Annotated in this window: 17 protein-coding genes; 11 read left to right on the top strand and 6 right to left on the bottom strand. The window is 61.1% G+C overall.

Annotated elements, in window-relative coordinates; genetic code table 11:
• The first annotated feature begins 9 nt into the window (after window positions 1-9).
• Both JTF07_RS09530 and scpC read left to right on the top strand, forming a co-directional pair.
• The gene (locus JTF07_RS09530) at window positions 10-1,311 is read left to right on the top strand and encodes an amidohydrolase (RefSeq protein WP_204234000.1); all 1,302 of its coding nucleotides are present in this window, start codon (window positions 10-12) and stop codon (window positions 1,309-1,311) included.
• A gap of 29 nt (window positions 1,312-1,340) precedes the next feature.
• Window positions 1,341-2,846, top strand: a complete 1,506-nt coding sequence (scpC, locus tag JTF07_RS09525) for a succinyl-CoA:acetate CoA-transferase ScpC (protein WP_204233999.1) — start codon at window positions 1,341-1,343, stop codon at window positions 2,844-2,846.
• Between the two features lie 102 nt (window positions 2,847-2,948).
• On the opposite strand, the gene JTF07_RS09520 is transcribed toward scpC, so the two are convergent.
• From JTF07_RS09520 to JTF07_RS09510, 3 genes are all read right to left on the bottom strand, one after another.
• A complete protein-coding gene (locus JTF07_RS09520; protein ID WP_204233998.1) occupies window positions 2,949-4,244 on the bottom strand; it encodes an ArgE/DapE family deacylase in 1,296 nt (431 codons plus the stop codon).
• Window positions 4,245-4,385: 141 nt separating this feature from the next.
• Window positions 4,386-5,513 carry an RsbRD N-terminal domain-containing protein gene (locus tag JTF07_RS09515; protein ID WP_204233997.1) on the bottom strand — a complete coding sequence of 376 codons (1,128 nt, stop codon included), beginning with the start codon at window positions 5,511-5,513 and terminating at the stop codon, window positions 4,386-4,388.
• A 95-nt stretch (window positions 5,514-5,608) separates the two neighbouring features.
• On the bottom strand, window positions 5,609-6,865 hold the full coding sequence (locus tag JTF07_RS09510) for an SLC13 family permease (RefSeq protein ID WP_204233996.1): 1,257 nt from the start codon (window positions 6,863-6,865) through the stop codon (window positions 5,609-5,611).
• A gap of 345 nt (window positions 6,866-7,210) precedes the next feature.
• Here JTF07_RS09510 and JTF07_RS09505 point away from each other — a divergent pair, with 345 nt between their 5' ends.
• From JTF07_RS09505 to JTF07_RS09495, 3 genes are all read left to right on the top strand, one after another.
• Complete coding sequence (locus JTF07_RS09505) at window positions 7,211-7,678, top strand: YybH family protein (RefSeq protein ID WP_204233995.1); 468 nt, start codon at window positions 7,211-7,213, stop codon at window positions 7,676-7,678.
• Window positions 7,675-9,045, top strand: coding sequence for a purine-cytosine permease family protein (locus tag JTF07_RS09500; RefSeq protein WP_353843923.1), 1,371 nt, complete (start codon window positions 7,675-7,677; stop codon window positions 9,043-9,045). Before JTF07_RS09505 ends, JTF07_RS09500 begins: the two co-directional genes overlap by 4 nt.
• 329 nt (window positions 9,046-9,374) lie before the next feature.
• Entirely contained in the window at window positions 9,375-11,627 is a 2,253-nt protein-coding gene (locus tag JTF07_RS09495) for an HNH endonuclease signature motif containing protein (protein ID WP_204233994.1), read from the top strand.
• A 205-nt stretch (window positions 11,628-11,832) separates the two neighbouring features.
• Here the strand turns inward: JTF07_RS09495 and JTF07_RS09490 are convergent, their stop codons facing one another.
• Together JTF07_RS09490 and JTF07_RS09485 are read right to left on the bottom strand one after the other, a co-directional pair.
• A complete protein-coding gene (locus tag JTF07_RS09490) occupies window positions 11,833-12,519 on the bottom strand; it encodes a response regulator transcription factor (protein WP_204233993.1) in 687 nt (228 codons plus the stop codon).
• A gap of 109 nt (window positions 12,520-12,628) precedes the next feature.
• A complete protein-coding gene (locus JTF07_RS09485; protein WP_252199670.1) occupies window positions 12,629-13,906 on the bottom strand; it encodes a sensor histidine kinase in 1,278 nt (425 codons plus the stop codon).
• Between the two features lie 375 nt (window positions 13,907-14,281).
• On the opposite strand from JTF07_RS09485, the gene JTF07_RS09480 reads away from it, so the two are divergent.
• From JTF07_RS09480 to JTF07_RS09465, 4 genes are all read left to right on the top strand, one after another.
• Entirely contained in the window at window positions 14,282-15,223 is a 942-nt protein-coding gene (locus JTF07_RS09480) for a DUF4352 domain-containing protein (RefSeq protein WP_252199668.1), read from the top strand.
• Between the two features lie 324 nt (window positions 15,224-15,547).
• Entirely contained in the window at window positions 15,548-17,023 is a 1,476-nt protein-coding gene (locus JTF07_RS09475; RefSeq protein ID WP_204233992.1) for a sensor histidine kinase, read from the top strand.
• The gene (locus tag JTF07_RS09470) at window positions 17,020-17,760 is read left to right on the top strand and encodes a response regulator transcription factor (protein ID WP_204233991.1); all 741 of its coding nucleotides are present in this window, start codon (window positions 17,020-17,022) and stop codon (window positions 17,758-17,760) included. The genes JTF07_RS09475 and JTF07_RS09470 overlap by 4 nt, the downstream gene beginning before the upstream one ends.
• Before the next feature lie 87 nt (window positions 17,761-17,847).
• Window positions 17,848-18,999 (top strand): fatty acid desaturase family protein, encoded by a 1,152-nt coding sequence (locus tag JTF07_RS09465; protein ID WP_252199666.1) that lies wholly within the window; start codon window positions 17,848-17,850, stop codon window positions 18,997-18,999.
• 147 nt (window positions 19,000-19,146) lie between these two features.
• On the opposite strand, the gene JTF07_RS09460 is transcribed toward JTF07_RS09465, so the two are convergent.
• Window positions 19,147-19,974: a hydrolase gene (locus tag JTF07_RS09460; protein WP_204233990.1), complete on the bottom strand. Its 828-nt coding sequence runs from the start codon at window positions 19,972-19,974 to the stop codon at window positions 19,147-19,149.
• A gap of 144 nt (window positions 19,975-20,118) precedes the next feature.
• Between JTF07_RS09460 and JTF07_RS09455 the strand changes: the two genes are divergently transcribed.
• Both JTF07_RS09455 and JTF07_RS09450 read left to right on the top strand, forming a co-directional pair.
• Complete coding sequence (locus JTF07_RS09455; protein WP_204233989.1) at window positions 20,119-22,275, top strand: CocE/NonD family hydrolase; 2,157 nt, start codon at window positions 20,119-20,121, stop codon at window positions 22,273-22,275.
• Window positions 22,276-22,281: 6 nt separating this feature from the next.
• Window positions 22,282-23,235, top strand: a complete 954-nt coding sequence (locus tag JTF07_RS09450) for an ABC transporter substrate-binding protein (protein WP_204233988.1) — start codon at window positions 22,282-22,284, stop codon at window positions 23,233-23,235.

Genomic DNA, 23,235 nt, shown 5'->3' with positions numbered 1-23,235 from the left:
GACCCCACTATGACGTTGACACCGGCACTGACGACCCAGCTGAAAGCTTGGCGACGAGACTTCCACAAGTACGCGGAACCGGGTTGGACGGAGTTCCGGACCACCTCGGCGATCATCGCTGTGCTGCGTGACTTGGGATGGGACACGGTGTACGGTCCCGAACTTCACGACGCCGATTCTCGGCTGGGGGTGCCCGACGCCGAGGTGCTCGCTGGTGAACGCGTTCGTGCGGTGGCGCAGGGCGCGGACCCGGAACTTGTCGAGACGATGGGTGACGGATTCACCGGTGTCCTCGGCATGCTGGAGACCGGACGTCCCGGGCCGGTCGTGTGCTTCCGCTTCGACATCGACTCCAACGATCTGGTGGAACTGGCCGATGAGACGCATCGGCCTTTCGCCGAGGGATTCTCCTCGGTCAACGAGGGTGCCATGCACGGGTGCGGTCATGACGGCCATGCCGCTATCGGACTGGGGTTGGCCACGAGATTGTCCCAACTGAAGGACGAGCTGAGCGGGAGGGTGAAAATCATCTTCCAACCCGCCGAGGAGGGGGTGCGTGGCGCTCACTCGATCGTCGCCGCGGGATGGTTCGACGACGTCGATCTCTTCGTCGCCACCCACCTGAAGTCCGATGATGAGAAGGGCAATGTGCTCACCGGGTCCGATGGGTACCTGGCGAGTACGAAGCTCGACGTCACCTTCGCCGGCGTCGGATCACACGCCGGGGGAGACCCCGAGAAAGGCAAGAACGCGCTTCTCGCAGCCGCCTCGGCGACGTTGAACCTGCATGCGATACCCCGGCACTCGGCGGGCGCCAGTCGCATCAACGTCGGCACCTTCCATGCTGGTGAGGGCCGCAATGTCGTACCCAGGGCAGCGACGCTCAGAATCGAAACGCGCGGCGAGTCGAGTGAGATCAACGCATTCATGTTCGAGCGGGCGCAGGACGTCATTGCCGGCGCCGCGAGGATGTACGACGTCGACGCCGAGTCGACTGTAGTCGGCAAGGCGGACCAGGAATCGCCGAGTCCGGAACTGCTTCCCTATATTCGGACCTGTTTCGAGGGCGTCGACGGAGTCGCCGAGATCAGCGACACCGGTGGACTGGGCGGATCCGAGGACGCGACGGCGATGATGAAGAGAGTCAAGGAACGCGGCGGCCTGGCGACCTACGTCCAGATCGGCATGGACACCTCCTGGGGCCACCACACAGAACGCTTCGACGTCGACGAAGACATGCTCGCGGTCGGCGTGGAGGCCGAGGCGAAGATTGCGATTGGGGCGGGGGAGTACCTGGCCGGATTGAAGTGACGGAAACAGCGTCCGATAAACTCATGTGAATGTCGAGAATTACGTGCCCTGACCTGAGTTCGAAGGTCGTCACCGCAGAGGCAGCGGCTGTTCACATCGGTCACGGCGACCGCGTCGCCATGAGTGGATTCACCGGTTCGGGATACCCGAAGTCGGTGCCCGGTGCTATTGCAGCGCAGGCTCGCACGGAGCACGATGCTGGTCGTGACTTCGGCATCGAGCTGTGGACCGGCGCCTCGACCGCACCCGAACTTGACGGAGTCCTCGCCGAGGCGGGAGCCGTGAGCAAACGACTGCCCTTCCAGTCCGACCCGGCAATGCGGAAGTCGATCAACTCCGGCGATACGGAATACGTCGACACGCACCTCAGCCACTCAGCCCAACAGGCCTGGTTCGGCTTCTACGGAAACCTCGACGTCGCCGTCGTGGAAGTTGCTGCGATCCTGCCCAACGGTCTGTTGATTCCCGGCAGTTCGGTGGGCAATTCGAAGACCTGGCTCGACCTGGCCGACAAGGTCATTCTCGAGGTCAACTCCTGGCACCCGCGCGCCTATGAAGGATTCCACGACGTCTACTACGGCACCCGCCGCCCGCCCGAGCGCCTGCCCATCCAGCTCCTCGAGCCCATGCAGCGCATCGGCGACCCATACCTGCGCGTGGACCCATCCAAGGTCGTTGCCGTCGTTGAGACGAACGCACCCGATCGGAACCTGCCGTTCAAACCCGCCGACGACGATTCGAAGGCCATTGCCTCCCACCTCGTGGACTTCCTGCGCCACGAGATCAAGTCCGGCAGGCTGCCGGAGGAGCTGCTGCCGCTGCAGTCGGGTGTCGGCAACGTTGCAAACGCCGTCATGGGCAACCTGGCTGACAGCGAATTCGAGGGCCTGAGCGCTTACACCGAGGTCATCCAAGACGGGATGCTCGACCTCATCGACAACGGCAAGCTCGCCTCCGTCTCGGCCACAGCCTTCTCCCTCTCAGCCGAGCGCGCCGCTGACTTCAACGAGAACATCGAGTCCTACAAAGGACGCATCCTCCTGCGCACCCAGGAGATGTCGAACCATCCGGAAGCCATCCGCCGCCTCGGCGTCATTGCGATCAACGGGATGGTCGAAGCCGACATCTACGGCAACGTGAACTCCACCCACGTGATGGGTTCGTCCATCATCAACGGCATCGGCGGTTCCGGCGACTTCGCTCGTAACGCCTACCTCAACTTCTTCGTGTCGAACTCCTTGGCAAAGAACGCAGCGATCTCCTCGATCGTGCCCTTCGCCAGCCACATCGACCACACGGAACACGACACCCAGATCCTCGTCACCGAGCAGGGGCTGGCCGATCTGCGCGGACTCTCCCCGGTGGCGCGAGCACGCACGATCATCGCCAACTGCGCGCACCCGAGCTACCGGGACCGCCTCGGCGACTATCTGGATCGGGCGATCGCAGAGAACCCGAACGGACGCCACACTCCACACCTGCTGGGTGAGGCCCTGTCCTGGCACGGAAACTTCCAGACCAACGGGAGCATGTGAAGCCCGCCAGCGCGGTTTCCTGAATCAACCAGTGCGGTTTCCGGTTTCAGGGAGCCGGACTATTCGACGACCCCTGTCACCTATTCGACGATCCCGCACCACCTATTCTTTGATGCCGCACCACTCGGCGATGAAGAGCGCCATGGATTTCGTGCACTTGCGCACCGATTCGATGCTCACACGCTCATCGAATCCGTGGATGTTCTCCGAGACGGGACCATAGACCAGGGTCGGCATCTGTCCGTAGTTGACGAAGACTCGACCGTCGAGATAGCCGGGTGTGGTGAAGCTGGTGAGCTCGGCGTCGAAGGTCTCACGGTGGGTGCGTTCGAGCAGCTCTTCGGCATCACTGCCGGGCTCGAGGACGTACCCGTCGGCGTAGAAGCCGTTCGGAGTCAGGACCGTTTCAAAGGTCGGGCGAGCGGATGAGGCCTCGTCCGCTGGTCGTCCGGCTCCGGCATCCCTCACGCATTTCTCGACTTCGGCCCAGGCCTCATCGGCGTTGGTTCCGGGGTAGGTGGCGACGCGGACCTGGAGTTCGCACCAGGCCGGCACGCTCGAGGGCCAGTCACCGCCGCGGATCTCACCGAAGTTGAAGTTGATCGGGTGATCGAGGTCCTCGAAATACGGGTGCTCACTCTTCCTGTCGTTCCATGTCTGTTCGAGAACGCGCAGAGCCTGCATCACGTCGAATGCGGCATCGATGGCGTTGAAGCCATTGGCCATCTCGCGTGGATGGGTGGGGTTGCCGCTGACTCTGACCGTGAACCACAGAACCCCGACATTGGCTCTGACCAGGGCATCTTCCTCTGGCTCGGAGATGATGACCGCGTCCGCGGTGTAACCGCGCAGCAGGGCAGCCAAGGACCCGTTTCCGGTGCACTCCTCCTCGACGACGGACTGGAGGTGGACGCGTCCGGTGAGGTCGAAGCCGGCCTGACGGATGGCGTCGAAGGCGAACAGATTGGCGATCAGCCCTGCCTTCATGTCACCGGCACCACGGCCGTACATCCACCCGTCGACCACCTCGGCGTCCCAGGGTGAACGCGACCATCTGTCGTCTGGACCCTGCGGTACGACATCGATGTGGCCGTTGAGGATCAGGGACTTCCCGCTGTCCTGGGCAGGCTGGTACGTACCGACGATATTGGTCATCCCCGTGTAATCGACGGTGGAAGGGCCGAAGCCGGGGTGGGCCTCCAACTCGGGGGAGTCGATGACCCATCTGTCGATGTCGAGGCCGAGGTTCTGCAGACGGGACTCGATGAGATCCTGTGCGGGCTCCTCATGCTCACGTCTGGACGGCGAATTCACCAGCTCGGCGGTCGCCGCCAACTGTTGGTCGAATTGGGCGTCGACTGCCGCGAGGATCCGTTGTTGTGCGTCGTTGGTGATCATGGGCTCTCCTTCGAGTGCAGCTCGTTGAGGTGTGGGGTGCTGATTCGAGACTAGGGGAGCGCGGATAGGTGGTCATTGGATGAATGTCTCGGCTTTGAGCACCGTGGTGTGCATTTGAACCTCTGGGCCGGACAGCGTCGGTCAGTACCGCTGAGTGTCCTGCGTCAGGATCAGTGCGATCGCGGCATCACGCGGGATGGTCACGTCCAAACCGGTGATGTCGTGGAAGGACTGAAGACGTTTGAACACGGTGTTCCTGTGGACATAGAGCGAGTCCGCCGCCTCCTGAACCGAACCGTTTTCCAGGTAGACAGCGATGGTTGTGGCCAGACGCTTCAACCTCTCATTGGGCCTTTCGCCCACCGAACTGGCAAAGTCACCGAGCAGTTCATGCTCGAAGCCGCTGATGAGAGTCTCCATCGCCGTGCGAGCGATGGCGGCGAATCCTTCCTTCAAATTGACTGCAGAGCGACCAGGATGAAGCTCGCCGAGGTGTTTGGCCAGTGCCGCTGCCCGTGACACCTGCCCCAATCCGTCGATCTTCGAGATGTACCCGCCTGCGAGCTCGGGCAGTTCGTCGACCAGGCTGATCAGCGTGCGCCGATGACGGAACACATAGGTCATCTGTTCGTCTTCGTACGAATGTGACTCGAGAGTCGCGAAGCTCTGCTCCAGATCCTCGGTGATGACATTGGTGGGAATTGCAATGAGTTCGAATTCACCGTCGTCTCTCATGCCGAGAACCGTGGCGATGGCACAGACGTCGTCATCGTCCGCGTGACCGGAGAACAGCTTTGTCAGGGCGCGTTCGCGTGCGGTTCTGCGAGAACGCGCCATTTCCCCCGTCTCGTTGAGAAAGGACCGCTGCACTTCTGTCGCATAACGTTCAACAACGTCGAGGACGCGTTCTCCGTACTCCATGAGCACGCCGGTGAGATCTGGCTGCGCGGCCCGATGAAGTGCTCGCCATAGCACACGAAAGTTGATGCGCACAGCCTCAGTGAACTGATCGACTCGCAGGCCCTGCCTGGCACGCCGGCGTCCCAGAGCTTCTGGAAGGGACGATTCGTCGGTCATATGTTCAGCGGTGGACAGCCGCCGGAGGAAGAGGTCGAAGACCTGCTCAGCGGTTCCGGTGAGATCGGAGACGGGAACGCGACCGTGGGTGTAGCCCTCAAGCTGAGCAAGTTCGGCGATGAAGTCGTTGAGAAGCTGCGGGGTGTCCTGTCGCACTCGCTCGAGGAGTTCGTGCCAAAGCGGATCGTTCATACTGCATTGTTGCACTGGGGGATTCGACCCTGGTGAGTTGAGGGACCAGGGCGAGACGAACGGACGCCGAGCCAGGGCCTTCACCTGGTCAGCACTCACCTCGTGAGAATCGTCGGCACCGCTGCGACTACCCAGGCCAGTCCGGGACCGATGAGGCACATGAGGCCGGCATAGCCGATCATCTGCTTGTAGTAGCGATCGCGGATCGTAGTGTGCACATTGGCCAACAGCATCGCACCATTGGTCGAGAACGGACTGATGTCGACGATTGTTGCCGCGATCGCCAGCGCAGCGACGAAGCCGCCCACATGCACATCACCTGATTGGAGGAACGGCACGGCCAGGGCGATGACAACGCCGATGATCGCCAACGATGACGCCAGTGCAGAGATGAGGCCCGACATGTAGAAGAGCAGCAGGGCAGCCAGCAGCGGGATGCCGATGGCCGAGATCCCCGCCGAGACCCATTCGACGGTGCCCGCGGCTTGGAGCACGGCGATGTAGGTGAGGACTCCGGTGATGAGAATGACGACTGACCATGACACCTTGGTCATCGCGGCCTTACCTGCTGCCGGGTTGATGAAGGTGAGAACGACGGCGATTGTGATCGTCACGATCCCGACGTCCCAGCTGAAGATCAGCACGGACAGAGCCATCGCGATGAGTCCGATCAGGGTCGGCACCTGGCTCCGAGTCAATCTGATGGTGTCGGGACGCTCGGTTTCGGCGGACAGGGCATCGTCCGCCTCGGCGCGTAATCCGGGCCGCCGGTGAAGGACGAAGTAGACGACGAGAGCGAAGACTGAGTTGAAGATCAGCGGTGCCAAGAACAACGACAACGGTGTCGGAGCCAGGCCGTTCTTGGCTAGGTAGTCGTTGATGAAGATGCCGTAGACGCTGATGGGGGAGAAGGCCCCGGCCAGTGCACCGTGGACGACGAGGAGGCCGACCATGAACTGGTTGATCCGATGTTTGCGCGCGAACGACAACGCCAGCGGCGCGATGATGGCCACGGCGAAGAGAGCGCCCAAGGAGATGAGGATCGCGGTGAGGGCGAAGAAGATCCACGGCATGAGCGCTGTCCGACCGCCGACGAGCTTGACGCACCAGTTGACGATGACTACGATGACTCCGTTGTTCTGGGCGAAGCCGAACAGATAGGTCAGTCCCACAAGGGTGAGGAACAGGTCGACGGGGAAGCCGGCGAGGAACTCCTCTGGGGCCTGGTGGAGGACGAGTCCGCCGACTCCTGCCGCTGCGACGAAGCCCAGCAGGCCCATGTTGATGTCACGCCATGTGCCGATGACGAACATCAGGCCGAGGACGATCACGCAGATCAGTTCCGCACTCATGGAAGCAGTGTCTCCTTCATCTTCACTATGACGATCTTCGACGCACGGTTGCGGCGGGAGCTGCGGGTGCAGCCGCACGTCACACGCTCTTCAACCTAAGCGAAATCTCAGTTGCTGACAGCGCTATCTCGCAATGCAGGCAGTGACGTGGTCGGGGAGTGCGCCGCTATGGGTGGCGGTGCAGTCCTCGGTGGACAATCAACCCGAAAATCACTCCACTGCGTACAGTGTGCTGGGTCACCGAATCACTAGAGTTTCACTCGGCCCATCAGCTCTGCCTGCGACTGCCTGCAAATGCATGCAACCGGCTGGGAGGACCTGCGACACAGAAAGTTGACGAACGTCATGCCCAACGATGTGAATGAACCCAGCCACGCCGAGGTGCTTCGCGCCGCCGACGCCATCGTCGCCGCATTTGCGAGGACCGATGCGAAGGCCTACTTCGCAGCTTTTGCCCCCGACGCCACATTCATCTTCCACCCCGAGAACAGCCGCTTAGATTCACGTGCGGAGTACGAGGAGACCTGGGACTCATGGATAGCCGAGGGATGGTCGGTCGCCGGCTGCGTCTCCTCAGCCAGGCTCGTGCAGACCTTCCCGGGCGGAGCGGTCTTCTCTCACACCGTCGATACGACGGTGAGGACGAGGGAGGGCACGGATTCGTATCGGGAACGTGAGAGCATCATCTTCCGCCACCTCGGCGACGGAAGACTCCTGGCGATCCACGAGCACCTGTCGACTGTCCCCGACGCTTCGCCCGCGGATGCCTCCGCTGAAGCAGCGCCTAAGGTCGCCGAGGTGATCGCCCAGTGAACTGGTACCGCAGCCTCGAATCGCGCTTGGAATCTGGAAGCGACGACTCCGGAGTCATCCGCGGGCACTTGGGCACCAGACGGATGTTCATGATCTGGTTGGCCGCCAACCTCGTCGTGACAACCATGCTCACCGGCACACTCTTCGTCCCGGGCATCGACTACGTCACCGCTGTCATCGTCATCATCGCAGGCACAATCATCGGCACAATCGTGCTCACTCTGATCGGGAATATCGGCACCCGCACCGGCCTCGCCACGATGGCGATCACCAGGGGAGCATTCGGACCCACAGGCAGCTATCTGCCTGTAGCAGCCAACGTCGTCATCCTCATGGGCTGGAGCTGGGTGCAAGCCATGCTCGCGGGCATCAGCGTCAACTTCGTCGTCGCGCAGACGACTGGATTCTCCAACCCGATTTTCTTCTCCGTGCTGTGCCAGGCCCTGGTCGTCGGGCTTGCCATCCTCGGGCATGAGGGCATTGAGAGGGCCGAACCTTGGTTCGCGCTCCTCATTCTGTTGGTCATGGCCTATGTCTTCGTCATCGCTTTCAACGGGCACTCGCCGAGCGAATACGCTGCGCTTCAGGCTGATCCCAGTCTGGAATTCACCCCGGTTCTCGCTCTCGACATCGTCATCTCGACTGCGATCTCGTGGACTGTGCTCTCTGGTGACCTCAACCGCCTGGCCAAGAGTCAGAAGTCGGGGATCATCGGCTCAGGCCTCGGCTATATTGTCTCCACGGTGCTTGCCATGGTCCTCGGTCTCACCGCCTTCAGCTACATCCTCCTCGACGGCGCAGACGCGGCTCCCTTCGATCCGACCGCGCTGGCCGCGGAATTCGGGTGGGCGTTGGCGATCGTCATCTTCCTGTCCGTGATGGCGACGAACACGATGGTTGTCTATGGGATGGTCAACTCGGTCGTCGGCGCGCAGAAGCGGACGAAGCTGAAGTTCCTGCCGGTGGCATTGGTGCTCGGAATCGTCTCGATTCTCGGATCGACCTGGTTGGCCCTGCTCGACCAGTACACCGACTTCCTCACAATGATCGGGGCCTTCTTCGTTCCCGTGTTCGCGATCCTCATCGTCGACTACTACATCATCAAGCGCCGGACCTATACGAGGGACATATTGAGTGAAGCCGGAGGTATCTACTCCTACACTCGCGGCGTCAATTGGGCTGCAGTCGCCGTGTGGATAGTCGGGGCCGTTGTGTCCTACCTGCTCACCTATGTGTTTCCGAGTCCGATGGGCGCGACGATCCCGTCGTTCGTCGCCTCATTCCTTCTGTATCTGGGGCTCTCGTGGCGTTCGCGACAGCAGTTCGCCGAGGTTGCCAGCAGTCATCTGTCCAAGTCCAGTGAGTGAGGGGGTCGGGCCGACAGTGCCGCACGACAGGTCTCGTGTCAGTGCCGTCTGAGAGCATCAACCAACAAGGCAATCCGGACGACTCCAAAGCATTGTGCAAGATTCATAAGTGGTCATGAATGATATCTGTACAATTAGCATTCGAATAGTATAGAATATGAATATCAGTTAACTTCGTCAGTGCTCCACTCACTCTTCCCGACATAGATGTACGAGGCAGGTGATACACGATGAAAAGCACATCCGAAACACATGACCGGCAATGTAGCGAACGAAGCACGAAGCCTGACTCTGCTGGCAAAGGCGCCGGCGCGAGTGCGGATGAAAGTGTGTCGCCACGCTACAGCGTTCGCTGCGAATCGAGCGTCACCAATCTTGGCAGTGCATCTGCTGAATACGACCGGGCGCAGATGAAGGTATTCGAGCTCAGTGCGGGAGTCATCCTTGAGCAGGTCATCCAACACCACGGAGCCGACGTTCCCGAAGGGGACGACCCGTACACGTTCGCCACGATTTCCGGCTCAGTCGATCGATGGCCAGAAGCTTCGGAAGAGGAACGAGTCAGAGAAGCCAACCTACGGATGACCGTCAGCGATTTGGCTTGGAATTCGGGGCCACCGGAAGAATTCGAGCTCGACGAGCCCTGCACCGAACTCGTGCTCGTTGTCGACACCCCGACGACAATGATGGCCTACGATGCCGAATTTGCGCAGAACGTTCGAACGCCCAAGGTGGAACCCGAGCCGGAAGCTCCTGAACCTCCGGACTTCCCTGGCTTCGAGCCCGACACCGACTTCTCGCGGTGGATCCATGACAATGTGTTCACCGAGGACCTCGTTGAGATTTCGGCGATCTTCGGAACCTCGACTCCGCGCACCTACCGCCGCCTGACTGCGGCGATGACCGTGATACACGGTCTCCCACGATTCGCCGACCGAGTCCGAGACGGCGAGTTCACGCAGGCTCATGTTGATGCCGCTGCCGACCTATGCCAAACGGTTGCCATGCGATTCCTGCCCCGATTGGACGAACATCTCTCTGTCAGGAGAGCAGACGTGACGAGCGAGTACTTCCGAACCGCACTGCGGAAGAAGATCCAACTCCTCGAACCTGCAGAAGACCGGGCAGAATCAGCCGCCCGTCGACGTAGAGTCGATGTCGACACATTCAAGGATGGAACGGCATGCATGACTCTGACAGGGCCGGCGGCTGAGGTGCATGCCAGCTATCAGCGTATCCAAGCCATGGCGCGAGCGATTCATGCGGGACAGGCCAACACGTTCAACCTGGCGCCTGGAGTTGAGGTGATCGACGAGCGCACCATCAGCAATCTCATGTTTGATATTGCGACCCGGCCGCAGCCGAAGCTGAGCATCAGGGTCAAACGAATCGACCCGGTGACGGGAATCCAAGGCACCGCGGAATCCTCGCTTCTTGATGACAGGGGAAACCCCCTGTTTGATTTCGATGACCAGGGAGTCAGCGGGCTGACTGATTGTGCGAAAGATGCCGCAGGGTCGTCTCCGACAGGTACGGTCTTCTGTCACGCTTCGCCGCCGCAAGAAGAGATCACGGAATATGACGTCTCGGTTGGCATGCCCACTGACCAGTGGTGGATAGCAAACCAAGCCGCCGTCGTAGTCACGGTCCCGTACTTGACGTTGACCGGCGAATCAGAGCTTCCGGGAACTCTCGCTGACGGCTCGCCGGTGCTAGCAGAGACAGCGCGGCGCATCGGTGCTCGTTCGAAGACGCTGACGAGAATACTGACGGACCCGGCGACAGGCACACCCATCGACGCGAAGGCCACCACCTACAGAATTCCGAGCGATGTGCGGAGAACGCTCATCGCAAAGTGGGCGATCTGCACAGTGCCGGGGTGCAGTCGAAGGGCAGAGAAGTCGGAGATCGACCACGTCATTCCATTCGACCATGACCACCCTGACCAGGGCGGACTCACACGCTTCAGCAACCTGCATTGTCTGTGTAAAAAGCACCACGCGGTGAAGACTGCCCGAAACTACTCAGTGCGGATGCCGGAATCTGGTCTGGTCGAATACGAATTCTCCCATGGCGTGACAACCACAGTCGCTGCTCCCGACCAGCCCGTCGACGCAGCTCAAGCCATCGAGTTCTACGCACTGACTGGTATCAGTCCCAGAAAGTGGCGATTACCGAAAGATAAGGTTCCTCCACCGCCGTACGTCCTTGAGCTCATGCCCGGAGAGACGGCGATTCGAGAGCGCGACGAAGCGAGGCAACGTGAACAAGCAATTGCTGACCATCAGCGATGCCTGCAGGAGAGCTATGCCCTGGCGAAAGCCACGCGCCGACAATTGATGATCGATCGGATGTCGGACTGGCAGAACGCGGTATTCCAGCGCTGCCTGCCGCCGGGGACGAACTCTGTGACAATGAAACGTCTGCCGCGAGGTCGACGCAGGGACCAGCCCTACCGCAGAGCGAAGAAGACGGCCGATCACCGTACTTCCGAGGTCGAGTACGTGCGTACCAAGAAGGCTTGGCAAGAGGCACGCGTGCAATGGAAACACAATCTCGCGAAAGATCCGCCGCCCTTCTGAGCGGACCGCGATTCCGAGCAGACTGGATTCGTCCGGACCGGATTCGTTTGGACTGAAGAAGTTCACACCGGATCAGGCAAGACCTGGGCAGTCAACCTGGTTCGATTCCCGTCTGGCTCGATTCCCACCAGGTTCAATTCCGATCGGGTTCAATTCCCGAGGGAATATCCGTGTTGGTTGTCAGACGTGACAACGACGAGCCTGTTCAGATGATGCCGGAACCCGCAGTCAAACCGGACCGTTCGACAAGGACAGCGATACGGACTCGGTTGCTGGCATCGAGTTTGACGTTCACTCGGTTGAGATGAGTCTTCACGGTGGCCTCGCTGGTGTAAGTCGCCTCGGCGATCTCACGATTCGACAGCCCTCGTGCGACGAGGACAGCGATCTCACGTTCCTTCGCTGTCAGGGTGGAGATGAGCGCGGCGGCATCGCGTTTGGTCTGATGATCCTGTTTGGCCGTGATGGTTCTGATGAGCCGCAGCGTCGCCTGCGGTGCCAGAATCGACTCACCGGCATGGACCTTCCTGACGGCCTCGGCAAGCTCCGCAGGTCCGATGTCCTTGAGGAGGAAGCCACTCGCGCCAGCTTCGAGAGCCCCGAAGAGATAATCATCGGAATCGAAGCTGGTGAGAGCAATGACCTTCGGTGGTCGCACACTGTTGGTCAACCGCACTGTTGCTTCGATGCCACCGATGCCCGGCATCCGCACATCCATGAGCACGATGTCAGGGAAATGAAGTGAAGCTTGCTCCAGTGCACCTTCGCCATTGAGAGCAGTTCCGACCGTTTCAATGTCCTCAGCGATCTGAAGTATAGCCTTGAGGCCAGTCAGCACCATCGAGTCATCGTCGACGAGGAGGACGCGGATACTGGGAGAAGTCTGAGCCATGAAAACAGACTACAGGAGGCCTAGGACACGACAGTGGCGACGCCGCGCGGGCACGGCATCGGCAGGGGAGCGGCACCACAGTAAAGCGCCGGGACGCCGGTGACGAGCCTCAGCCCTGGGGCCGGCGTTCGAAAGGCGGGAAGGACACATCGACGACGAACAGACCCTCACGCCGACCGATGCTGACCGTGCCCGAGAGCAGGTGCGTTCTTTCGCGGATTCCCTCGAGCCCGGCTCCTGAACCACTCGTCGATAAGTCCGATTCCGGATCCTGGGCCCTCCTGGTCGTGGGCAGCGCGTTCGCTACGACGATGCGCGCTCCCTGGTTGGCCGAAACGCTCAGGCTCAGATCCACAGGTGCGCCGGGGGAGTGCTTCAATGCGTTCGTCAGGGACTCCTGCACGATGCGATAAACCGCCCGGTCAAGCACCGTGGGGGCGCTCTCAACGTCCTGCATGATGATTGACGGACGAATCTGCGTACCGGTCGCCTGAACCGAGGCGATCAGCTGCGGGATGGAGCCCATGGAGGGCAGGCTCGGCGGAGTCGACGTCGGCCCCAACTGGCTCTGTTCACCGAAGGTTCCTTCACGCACACCGCCGACGAGGTGGCGCAGATCGTCCAACGATGCACGTGCCTCTCGGCGCAGCGCAGAGGCGACAGTCGCCACCTCGGCGTCATCTTGGGTTCCGACTTCCAACGCACCGGAGTGCAGGGAGATGACGGACAGCCGGTGGGAGAGGGTGTCGTGAAGTTCGCGGGCCAGGAGGTTGCGCTCGGACTGGCGAGCGAGTTCCGTAGACAGCGATTCGCTGCGCTCGGTTTCACGCTGGGCGATCGTCTCGACAGCCTTCATTCTGCGAGTCCGACGCAGCAGCAGCCCGAACCCGATGCTCACCCCGAGTCCGACCACGCCGGCGATGACCGTCATCAGATTCATAGCCAACAGAGAATCCGCAGGTGGGGCAGAAGCTTCGACATCGGTGATCACCGCAGGATCACCCACGATCATGAGACCGAATGGGTTGAGTGCAGGAGGCAGGAGACAGTGTCGGATCACTCCGGCGATGACGAGCACCGACCCGATGACGGCCGTGACGATCATCCGCACTCGAGGGCCGAGAATAACGGTATGGAACAGGCCGATGAGGAGCAGGAGACCATCGCCCCAGCCCGCGGCGAGGAGAGCCCCGGCGATGAACGGCACGAGAGGCCAACGGCGCCGGACGAAGACGCTGAGCCAAACGAGACTCAGCAGCAAAGCCACGACGATTCCCGTATTCGTGAGTTCACCGTTGCTGCCGAAGGCCCACGGGTTCGCCTGCAGCGCCAGCGTCGAAACGACTAGACCCGTCACATAGGCGAAAACGCCAACAAGAACGCTCATCGCCAGTTGGACTCCGCGGCGGAGACGCCGTTTGCCTTCCGAGTGCGAGGCAACACCCGGATGTGGCATCGCAGCGGCAGCAGGCATCGGTGGCTGGGCCGGCCTCGGTGGGACGGAAGAGCCATGGTGCGGCGGCGGGAACGGATGAACTGTCACAACAGGAATCGTAACCGCACGGGCTGACACCGGACGTCAGCCATCAGGCTGCCATCGCCTGGCCGATCGATGATCGAGGTCGAGCCGATCGGCTGATGTCCGATCTTCGCCGAGGCGGAATGCTGAAGGAGTATCAACGCGAACCTCGCTATTCCAGTTGCGCCAGCCACTTCGAACCGCCTTCCGGCGGTGCACGGCGCTCATCATCAAAGGAGCATGATGTCCACTCACAATGACCCACACACGCAGCCCGGTGCCCAGCCTGAACCCAATGTCCAGCCTGAACCCCATATCCAGCCTCAGCCTGGTAGCAATGCGCAAGGGTCCACCTACCGCGTGCCTGGCCCGCAGATGGCCGGCTCGCCTATGGCTGACCCGCAGGCGTCCGGTTACCCGGGTGCTGGACATCCGGGCGCGGGACCCACAGGACCCAGCGGCTACGGTGGCCACGGTGGGTACGATCCGGGTGCGTATGGGCAGGGCGCCTATGGATCCGGTGGTTACGGTCCCGGTGCCTACGGTCCGGGCAACTCAGGACAGAAACCACCGAAGCGGAAGAAGCCGCTGCTCAAACGCTGGTGGTTCTGGATTGTTCTCATCCTGGTCGTCGTCATCATCGGCAGTGCCATCTCCGGTGGGGGAGACGATTCGGCAGAGAATACCGAATCCTCTGCTGCCGTCGCCGAAGATGAGGCGGCGAGCGGTGACAAGGCGAAGGAAGAACCTGCGGCGGACAAGCCGGCCGAAGAAGACGCTGCTGCCAGTTACGGAATCGGCGATGTGGTGGCTGCCGATGACTGGGAAGTCACCGTCAACTCGGTCAAGGACGGCGTCTCCTCAGTCGGCGACGAGTACATGGGCGCGGAAGCCCAAGGCCAGTTCGTCACCGTCAACCTGTCCGTCAAGAACACGGCCTCGGCGCCGGACTTCTTCTGGGAAGACAACATCAAGCTCGGCGACGAATCCGGGAACACCTATTCTGCGGACTCGGAGGCCGGACTCTACGCCGACGCTGATTCCATTCTCTTCGCTGAGGAGATCAACCCGGGCAACACGGCCAAGGGCGTTCTCGTCTTCGACGTCCCCGCCGATGTCTCACCGGACAAGCTCACCTTCGAAGGGGGACTCTTCGCTGAGCCGATAGAGATCTCACTCGGCTGAGCGACGTGATCGGACTGGGCTGAACCACCCGGGCCGACCATGATCAGACAGGGCTGGACCGAACCGGACCGAACTGAACGGCTGGCAGAAGCCAGGGACCACCTCGGCGGTCCCTGGCTTCTGCCTTCCCATTTTCCGGTCAACGGCAGTGTTCTCTGGTTCATGGGTTCTCTGGTTCATGGCCGTGACGGATCCGAACTCTCACGGGACGCCTAGCCGTGTTTGCTACTGTCACACTGACGAAGTGTGCCAGGTGAGTCGACCTTTCGGGTCGACACAGGGCCGAATAATCGGCGCAGGGCCGCAGAAGGAGAACCGGAATTCGTGCTGTTCAGCAAGCTGTTCGACAGATTCCTGCCACCGGACCGCAGATTCAACCCTGAGGCGCTGGCTTGGGTGGCGGTGATCTTCACTTCCATCGTGATGCTCGCAGTCGAGTCCTCGATCGCGGTGGGAGTCCATGAAGCTCCTGTGGCCCTGGCGTTCATCGTCACTGTGATCCACGCGGGATCGATGCCGCTGTCGATGCTGCGCCCGCTCTTCGGCGCGATCGTCTCCGTCGTCGCCTGCGGTGTCCTTCCGCTGCTCGGCCCCTATCTCTCGGGTGCTCCCTGGCCATGGATGGTGCCGATGATGATCACCCAGATCCTCATCATCCTCATTGTGGGACTCCGTGCCCACTGGGGTGTGGCCTTGGCCGCGCTGTTGGCGAGCATCGCAATCTCAGCGGCGGCTGCCGTCTTCGGGCAGATTCAGTACCCCGAGAGCAGGTCGGAATCCTCGATCGTCAACATCGTCATCTTCTCCTGCATCGCAGGTGGCTTCTATGTCGCTGCAGTCATCGTCCAACAGTGGCACCTGATCCGATCGCAGCTGCTGCAGGAACAGGAGAATACCGCCGAGGAGCATTCGAAGCGCGTCGTAGTCGAGGAGAAGACGCGGATTGCCCGTGAACTGCATGACATCGTCGCCCACAGCATGTCGATCATCAACATCCAGGCCTCGAGCGCACCGTTTCGCCACCCCAACATCGACGCAGACGTGGAGAAGGAGTTCGAAGACATCTCCATCTCCGCCCGCAACGCCCTCACCGAGATGCGAGGACTGCTGGGAGTTCTGCGCAATGACGATTCGAGCCAGCAGCTTGCACCTCAGCCGAAGTTCTCCGAGGTCGAAGGCCTGGTCAAGAAGGCACAGCAGGCTGGAGTCAACGTCACGATGGAACGCAGCGGGGGGCCGTTGGATCGCAGTCTGCGCGACAGCACCGGGCTGGCCGGATACCGTATCGTCCAGGAAGCGCTGAGCAACGCTATCCGCCACGCTACCGAATCCCAGATTCACATCAAAGTCGACAGCGGCGGCACCGCCCTGTGGATCAACGTCGTCAACACTGCTGGGAAGGGCCCGTCGGAGGCGGCGAAGAACGAGGTCCATCGTCATCAGGGCCTCATCGGAATGCGAGAACGTGCGGCCTCGGTCGGAGGGAAACTCCGAACCGGCTGGACCAACAGCGGCGGTTTCGAAGTCGAGGCCGTGCTGCCGCTGGCCGTGGCCGATTCGCCTCAGCGCGATTCCGGTGAGCGTGATTCGAGCGACCGTGATCGGGGCGAGGCTGACTCACCCGAGGTCGGCTCGCCCGAGGCCGGCGGACGCGAAGTACTCGCTGTCCCAGGCCCAGACGCCGTCGCAGACGACACCGACTCGAACGCAGACGATACAGACTCGAACGCCGACGATACAGACTCAAACGCAGACGACACATCAGACCAATCGCAGGGTGATGAGAGGAGCAACGCGTGATTCGCATCGTGATTGCTGATGATCAGGCAATGGTTCGAGCTGGATTCGCCGCGCTGTTGGATGCGCACCCCGACATCGATGTGGTGGGCCAGGCACAGGACGGCGCCGAATGCGTCGGCCTCGTCGCAGAGCTGAAGCCGGACATCGTGCTCATGGATGTGCGCATGCCGGAGCTCGACGGCATCGAAGCCACCCGTGAGATCCTCTCGGCCAGATCGCGGCAGGCGGCCCGGCAGACAACGACCCCGCAGGCGTCGAAGTCGGCGTTGAGCACCCAAGACACAAGCGCTATCGACGACGACGTGACACGCATCATCATGCTCACGACCTTCGACATCGATGACTATGTCTTCGATGCGATCCGTGCCGGTGCCAGCGGCTTTCTCCTCAAGGACGCTCCACCCAACGAACTCGCCGAGGCTGTACGAGTGGTGGCATCGGGCGAGGGGCTGCTGGCCCCGAGCGTCACCCGCCGAGTCATCGAGCACTTCGCCGCAGGACCGCAGACATCGAACGCTGCGGCCCTGCCCGACCTCACCGACCGCGAACGCGAGATCCTGGTGTTGGTGGCGCGTGGTGAGACCAACACGGAGATCGCTGCCTCACTGTTCATCGCAGTGCAGACCGTCAAGACCCATGTTTCGCGAATTCTCTACAAACTCGACGCCCGAGACCGCGCTCAAGCGGTCATCGCCGCCTATGAATCCGGGCTCATCGTGCCCGGCGCCCAGGTCTGATGACACGACCCCCTACCTGGGTAGGGGGTCAAATACGGTGCTCTGGGGTGATGCCAAGGCGACGACCCACCTCGTACGGTAAGTAATATGGAACCAGTAGATGTCGTGAATAGGACGCTGTCGACGCCCACTCTTGGAAAAGAGTCAAGGGCTGAGGTGCTCGAGCAGAGGCGAGCCAATCGCGGAACCGAAAATCAGGAATTCACCAGCGACTTCAGTGCGCTGATGGCTCAGGTCAAAGAGGCCGGTCTGCTGGCACGACGTCCCGGCTGGAACACACTGCGCTTCGTCCTCCTCGGACTCTCCTACGTCGTCGCCTTCGCGATGCTCTTCCTCATCGGCGAAAGCTGGTGGCAGATGGCCACCGCAGTCGTCTTCGGAGTCCTCTTCACTCAGACGGCATATGTCGCCCACGATGCGGCGCACCGTCAGATCTTCACCAACGGCAAGGTCGGCGAGTGGGTATCGACCATCATCGGCAACCTATTCATCGGCCTCAGCTACGGCTGGTGGCTGAAGAAGCACAACGCTCTCCACCACGCCAACCCGAACAAAGCCGGCGTCGACGGCGACATCGCACCGGGCGCCCTGATCTTCGACCCCGAAGATGCTCAAGGGCTCACCGGAGTGCGGAAATGGTTCGCCTCACACCAAGGCTGGTTCTTCTTTCCCCTGCTGACCCTGGCGGGCCTGCAGCTGCACGTGAACTCGATCAAGGCGATCATCAAGGGACAGTCCTCGATCAAGCGCCGCTGGATCGAAGGCATCTTCCTCGCCATCCGTATGATCGGATTCCCCATCATCGCCATCTGGGCTGCAGGACCGCTCATCGGCAGCGTCTTCTTCATCGTCCAGGTCATGGTCTTCGGACTGCACATGGGCGGTTCATTCGCTCCCAACCACAAGGGGCAGCCGATCGTTCCCAAGGACGTGAAGATCGACTTCCTGCGCCGCCAGACACTGATGTCGCGCAACATCTCGGGCGGTCGTCCGATGGGCTTCCTCATGGGTGGATTGAACTACCAGATCGAACACCACCTTTTCCCCAGCATGCCCAGCGTCAACCTGCACAAAGTTCAGCCGATGGTCCGCGAGTACTGCGCTCAGAAGGACATCAAATACACGGAGACGACGCTCTTCGAATCATTCGGCATCATCGTCCGGTACCTCAACCGGGCCGGACTCGGCCAGGCCGATCCCTTCGACTGCCCAGTCACCGCGCAGTTCCGCTCACGCTGATCTTCACAGCATGGCTGGATTCTCCGGCTAGGTCCGTCAACTCGGACCTAGCCGGTTTTTCGCACTTCGAGGTGTGCCCTGACACGAGCATTCCGGGCAGGAGTCTTCCGGACAGGAGTCTTCCGGACAGGAACTCGAACCGTCTTCTCAGGTGAGCTCGTCGTGGGCACCTGAGACCCATTCGGCGTAGCGTTCGGCCGAGGTCGCCACAGCCTCCCTGGCTCCGCTCGAGATAGTCTGCCCGAAGTTGCCGTACATCCGGTCGAAATCGAGGTCGGCCACCGAGGCTGCGATGCGTCTGACAACGCCTGCCGACAGCGGCAGATAGTTGGGGAAGCTGCGCATGAATGTCACCCACCCTGAGCGGGCAACCGGCGCGATCGTGTCTCCGCTGAGCATCACGCCTCGGCCGTCCTTGCCGGTCCACATGGCCACCGCGCTGCCGGGGAAATGACCGCCTATGCGCATCAAGCGAACCCGGGGAACTGGTTCAGCAAACTGATAGTAGCGCCAGATGTTCAATCCCTCGCGCTGGACCCAGCCGGCATCTGCACGGCAGACGAAGATCGGTGCATCGTCGAAGGCTGCGCTCCACTCGAGCTGCAGGCCGAACATGTGAGGATGACTGGCAGCGATGGCCTGAACCCCGCCGAGGTCCGAGACTGCGGCGATGACGTCCTCGTCGATGTAGGGCGGGACCTCGAAGAGCAGATTGCCATGATCGGTCTGCGCCAGATAGCACGTCTGCCCGATGCCCAGCTTCGGCTCCACACGCAGCGCGTAGAGACCAGGTTCGCGTTCGACGACGGAGACGCTGTGGTGTTCGAACTCGAGTTGTTCACGCGTCGTCCAGTTCTGACCCGACTCCGGCAGCCACTGGCGCTCATCCGAACAGATCGGACACACAACCGGTGGAGGCGTACTCGTCTCGACACCGCACGTGCGGCAGATCGTCACGTTCGTCAGTGCTGTCATCGATGTGTACCCCCTGCACCCGAGGATAGTCGCCGAGTGCAGGTGGGGCCAGGCAACCGCTGTCAGGTGTGGCGCGATGACATCCATATCACTGAGCGAAACAACTGAACAGCCATGCAGTTACCGCTGTTAACCTCGGGCACTATGGCAACAAATTCTTCGCACCAGCACACACGTACAGCACCACCAGCCGACAGATATCGCACGAACCCTCGCGGCGTTGAGGTCATCGAGCACACGCGCATTCCCCTGTCAGACGGGGTCGAACTCGCCGCCCGGATCTGGCTGCCGGATGATCTCAAAGACAAACAGGTTCCAGCCGTCTTGGAATACATCCCCTACCGCAAGAACGACATGACCGCTGGTCGCGACCAGACGATCCATCCCGAATTTGCCCGCGCTGGCTACGCCAGCATCCGCGTTGATATGCGCGGCTGCGGGGATTCGACCGGAATCATGACGGACGAATACTCCGAAACCGAGCTTGACGACGGGCTTCAGGTGCTCAGATGGATCGCAGCTCAGCAGTGGTCGAACGGTCAGGCAGGAGTGATCGGAAAGTCGTGGGGCGGATTCAACGGGTTGCAGCTCGCCGCACTGCAACCACCAGAACTGGCCGCCATCATCACAATCTGCTCCACCGACGATCGTTTTGCCGACGATGTTCATTACAACGGCGGTGCCATAGTCGGCGACCAAATGCTCTCCTGGGCCTCCACAATGTGGGGATACAACGCACGCCCACAGGATCCTGCGGTCATGGGCGAGGGCTGGGCTGAGGACTGGAAACGTCGGATCGACGAAGCACCGGTCAATATCAACGACTGGCTCAGTCACCAGCGCCGAGACGCCTACTGGAAACATGCTTCAGTCTGCGACACCCCGGAAGCCATCAAGGTTCCGATCCTTGCCGTCGGCGGACTTCTTGACGAGTACCGAACGACCCTGTTTCGGCTGATGGAGAATGCGAACCACCAGCGTGAGACGAATCCCGACTACCCGCCGGTTCACGCACTGCTCGGCCCCTGGGCTCACAACTACCCGCACCAGGCAGCACCGGGACCGGGAATAGACTTCATCGCCGAAGCTGTGCGCTGGTGGGACCAGTGGATGAGTGGAATCGACAACGGAGTCAAGGACCAGCCGCAATTGCGTGCCTATATCCCTGACAGCACCCCCGTTCACACCGACCGGGAGACTCGACCGGGACGCTGGGTTGCAGAGAGCAGCTGGCCCTCACCAGGAATCGAAGACGTCAGCTGGGACGTGCAGGACGCGGCTCAGGCAGGTCCCCGTCAGCTGCGCAGCACCGAGCTCATCGGCTACAACGCCGGCAGCTGGCTGCAGTTCGGTGAGGCAGCAGGCATGGCCGGTGACCAGGCCGCCGATGACGCACGCTCCTACACCGCAGACTGGGATCTTCCGGCAGGCCTGGAGATCGTCGGCACCCCGAGCCTCAAAGCGACACTGACTTCGAGTTCAGACTGTGGAGTCATCGCCGCCCGCATATGCGACGTCGCTCCAGACGGCACGTCACGACTGGTGACCATGGGCCTATTCAATCTGACTCATCATTCCTCCCACGAACATCCCGAACCTCTGGCTCCGGGCCGGGAGGTCACCATCGACTTCCCGCTCCTATCCACCGCCCACCGATTCCTGCCAGGCCACCGTGTGCGATTGAGCATCTCCGCGAGCTTCTGGCCCATGCTCTGGCCGTCGCCCGAAGAGACTCTCCTCACGGTCACAGGCGATCCGGAGCTTCGACTGCCTGTGCGCAGCGTCGACTCGGCCGAGGTCGACGCTGAGACCTCACGGGAACTCACCGACCACCTCGGCGTGCCTCCGACTCCGCCAGTGTCCACGATCGATGCGTCAGGGCCGCCCATGACCCGCACCCTGGAGACTGATTTGGTCAATCGCAGCGCGACTGTGACCACTGTGTCCGAGGGCTGGCAGACTAACTCGAGCGACGGACTCTTCTATTACACGCTCGAGCGTGATTCATATAAGCGCAGTGAAACCGACCCTCTCTCACCGATAGCAATCTGCGAACGAGTCATCCGCTACCGGAGGCCCGCGCTTGCGGATCCTGTCAGCAGTCAGGCGCTGCTGCAGCAGGCCGAGGCAGAGGCGCTCACGAAGGATGATCAGGGATGGGATGTTGAGCTGCGGACACGCAGCACCATGAGCGGTGACACAGCGAACTTCCTCGTGACCAATGAACTCGTTGCCTACAAGGACGGAAAGCAGTTCCATTCGAGGACGACGACGAAGTCCGTTCCACGCGACCTGAACTGAGCAACGATGTACAAACTGAATAGACACACACTCAATCGGCGCCGAGTCCTGGGAACGCTCGGCGCACTCAGCGTTGGTATAGCAGCGGCCACCCTGAGCGGTTGTACCTCCACCACGGCCAGCGTCGGTGGTGCCAAATCAGGAGCTGCCAGGCGCAGGATCACCATCGGATCCAAAGGATTCGCGGAGAGTTGGATCATGGGTGAGCTCTACGCTCAAGGGCTTCGGGCTCGCGGATACCAAGTCGATCTGAAGACGAACGTCGGATCCAGTGACATCATCAATACCGCACTCCAGTCGGGCCAGATCGACATCTACCCCGAATACACCGGGGTCATCGTGGTGAATTGGGTTGGCACTGACACCGCGTTGGGCACGGCCGTGGAAACCTACGACATAGCGAAGAAGTGGGAGAACGAGCATGGAGTGACCACACTTCAGGCCACACCCTTCGAGAACAAAAACGCGATCGCTGTGCGTAAGGAATTCGCCGACGAACATGGGCTGAAGAAGGTGTCCGATCTCAAAGGCATCGGAGATTTCACCTATTCGACGTACCCGGACAATGTCTCCGGAGCAATCGGGTATGAGGGCATCGTCGACACATATGGTCTGACGAACATGAAACTCAGGACTCTGAGCATCGGACTGAACTACCAGGCAATCGAACGTGGCGAGATCCAAGCGGCGGACGTGTTCACCACCGATCCGCAGCTGCTCAGATCCGACCTTGTTGTTCTCGAAGACGACAAGAAGCTCTTCGGATTCCAGAACGTCGTACCGCTGATCAGGGACGATGTCTTCAAAGACCTCGACGAGGACGCGCCCGAGTTCTTGAACAGACTTCATTCACTCCTGACGATCGAGGCCATCCAGGCGCTGAACGAAGCTTCCGCCATCAATAGGATCGACCCCGCCCAAGTGGCCAGGGTCTTTCTGCAAGCAAACGGACTGATGTGA

The sequence above is a fragment of the Brevibacterium sp. RIT 803 genome (assembly GCF_016892625.1).
Classification (GTDB): domain Bacteria; phylum Actinomycetota; class Actinomycetes; order Actinomycetales; family Brevibacteriaceae; genus Brevibacterium.
This window is presented reverse-complemented; position numbering and strand designations above follow the sequence as displayed.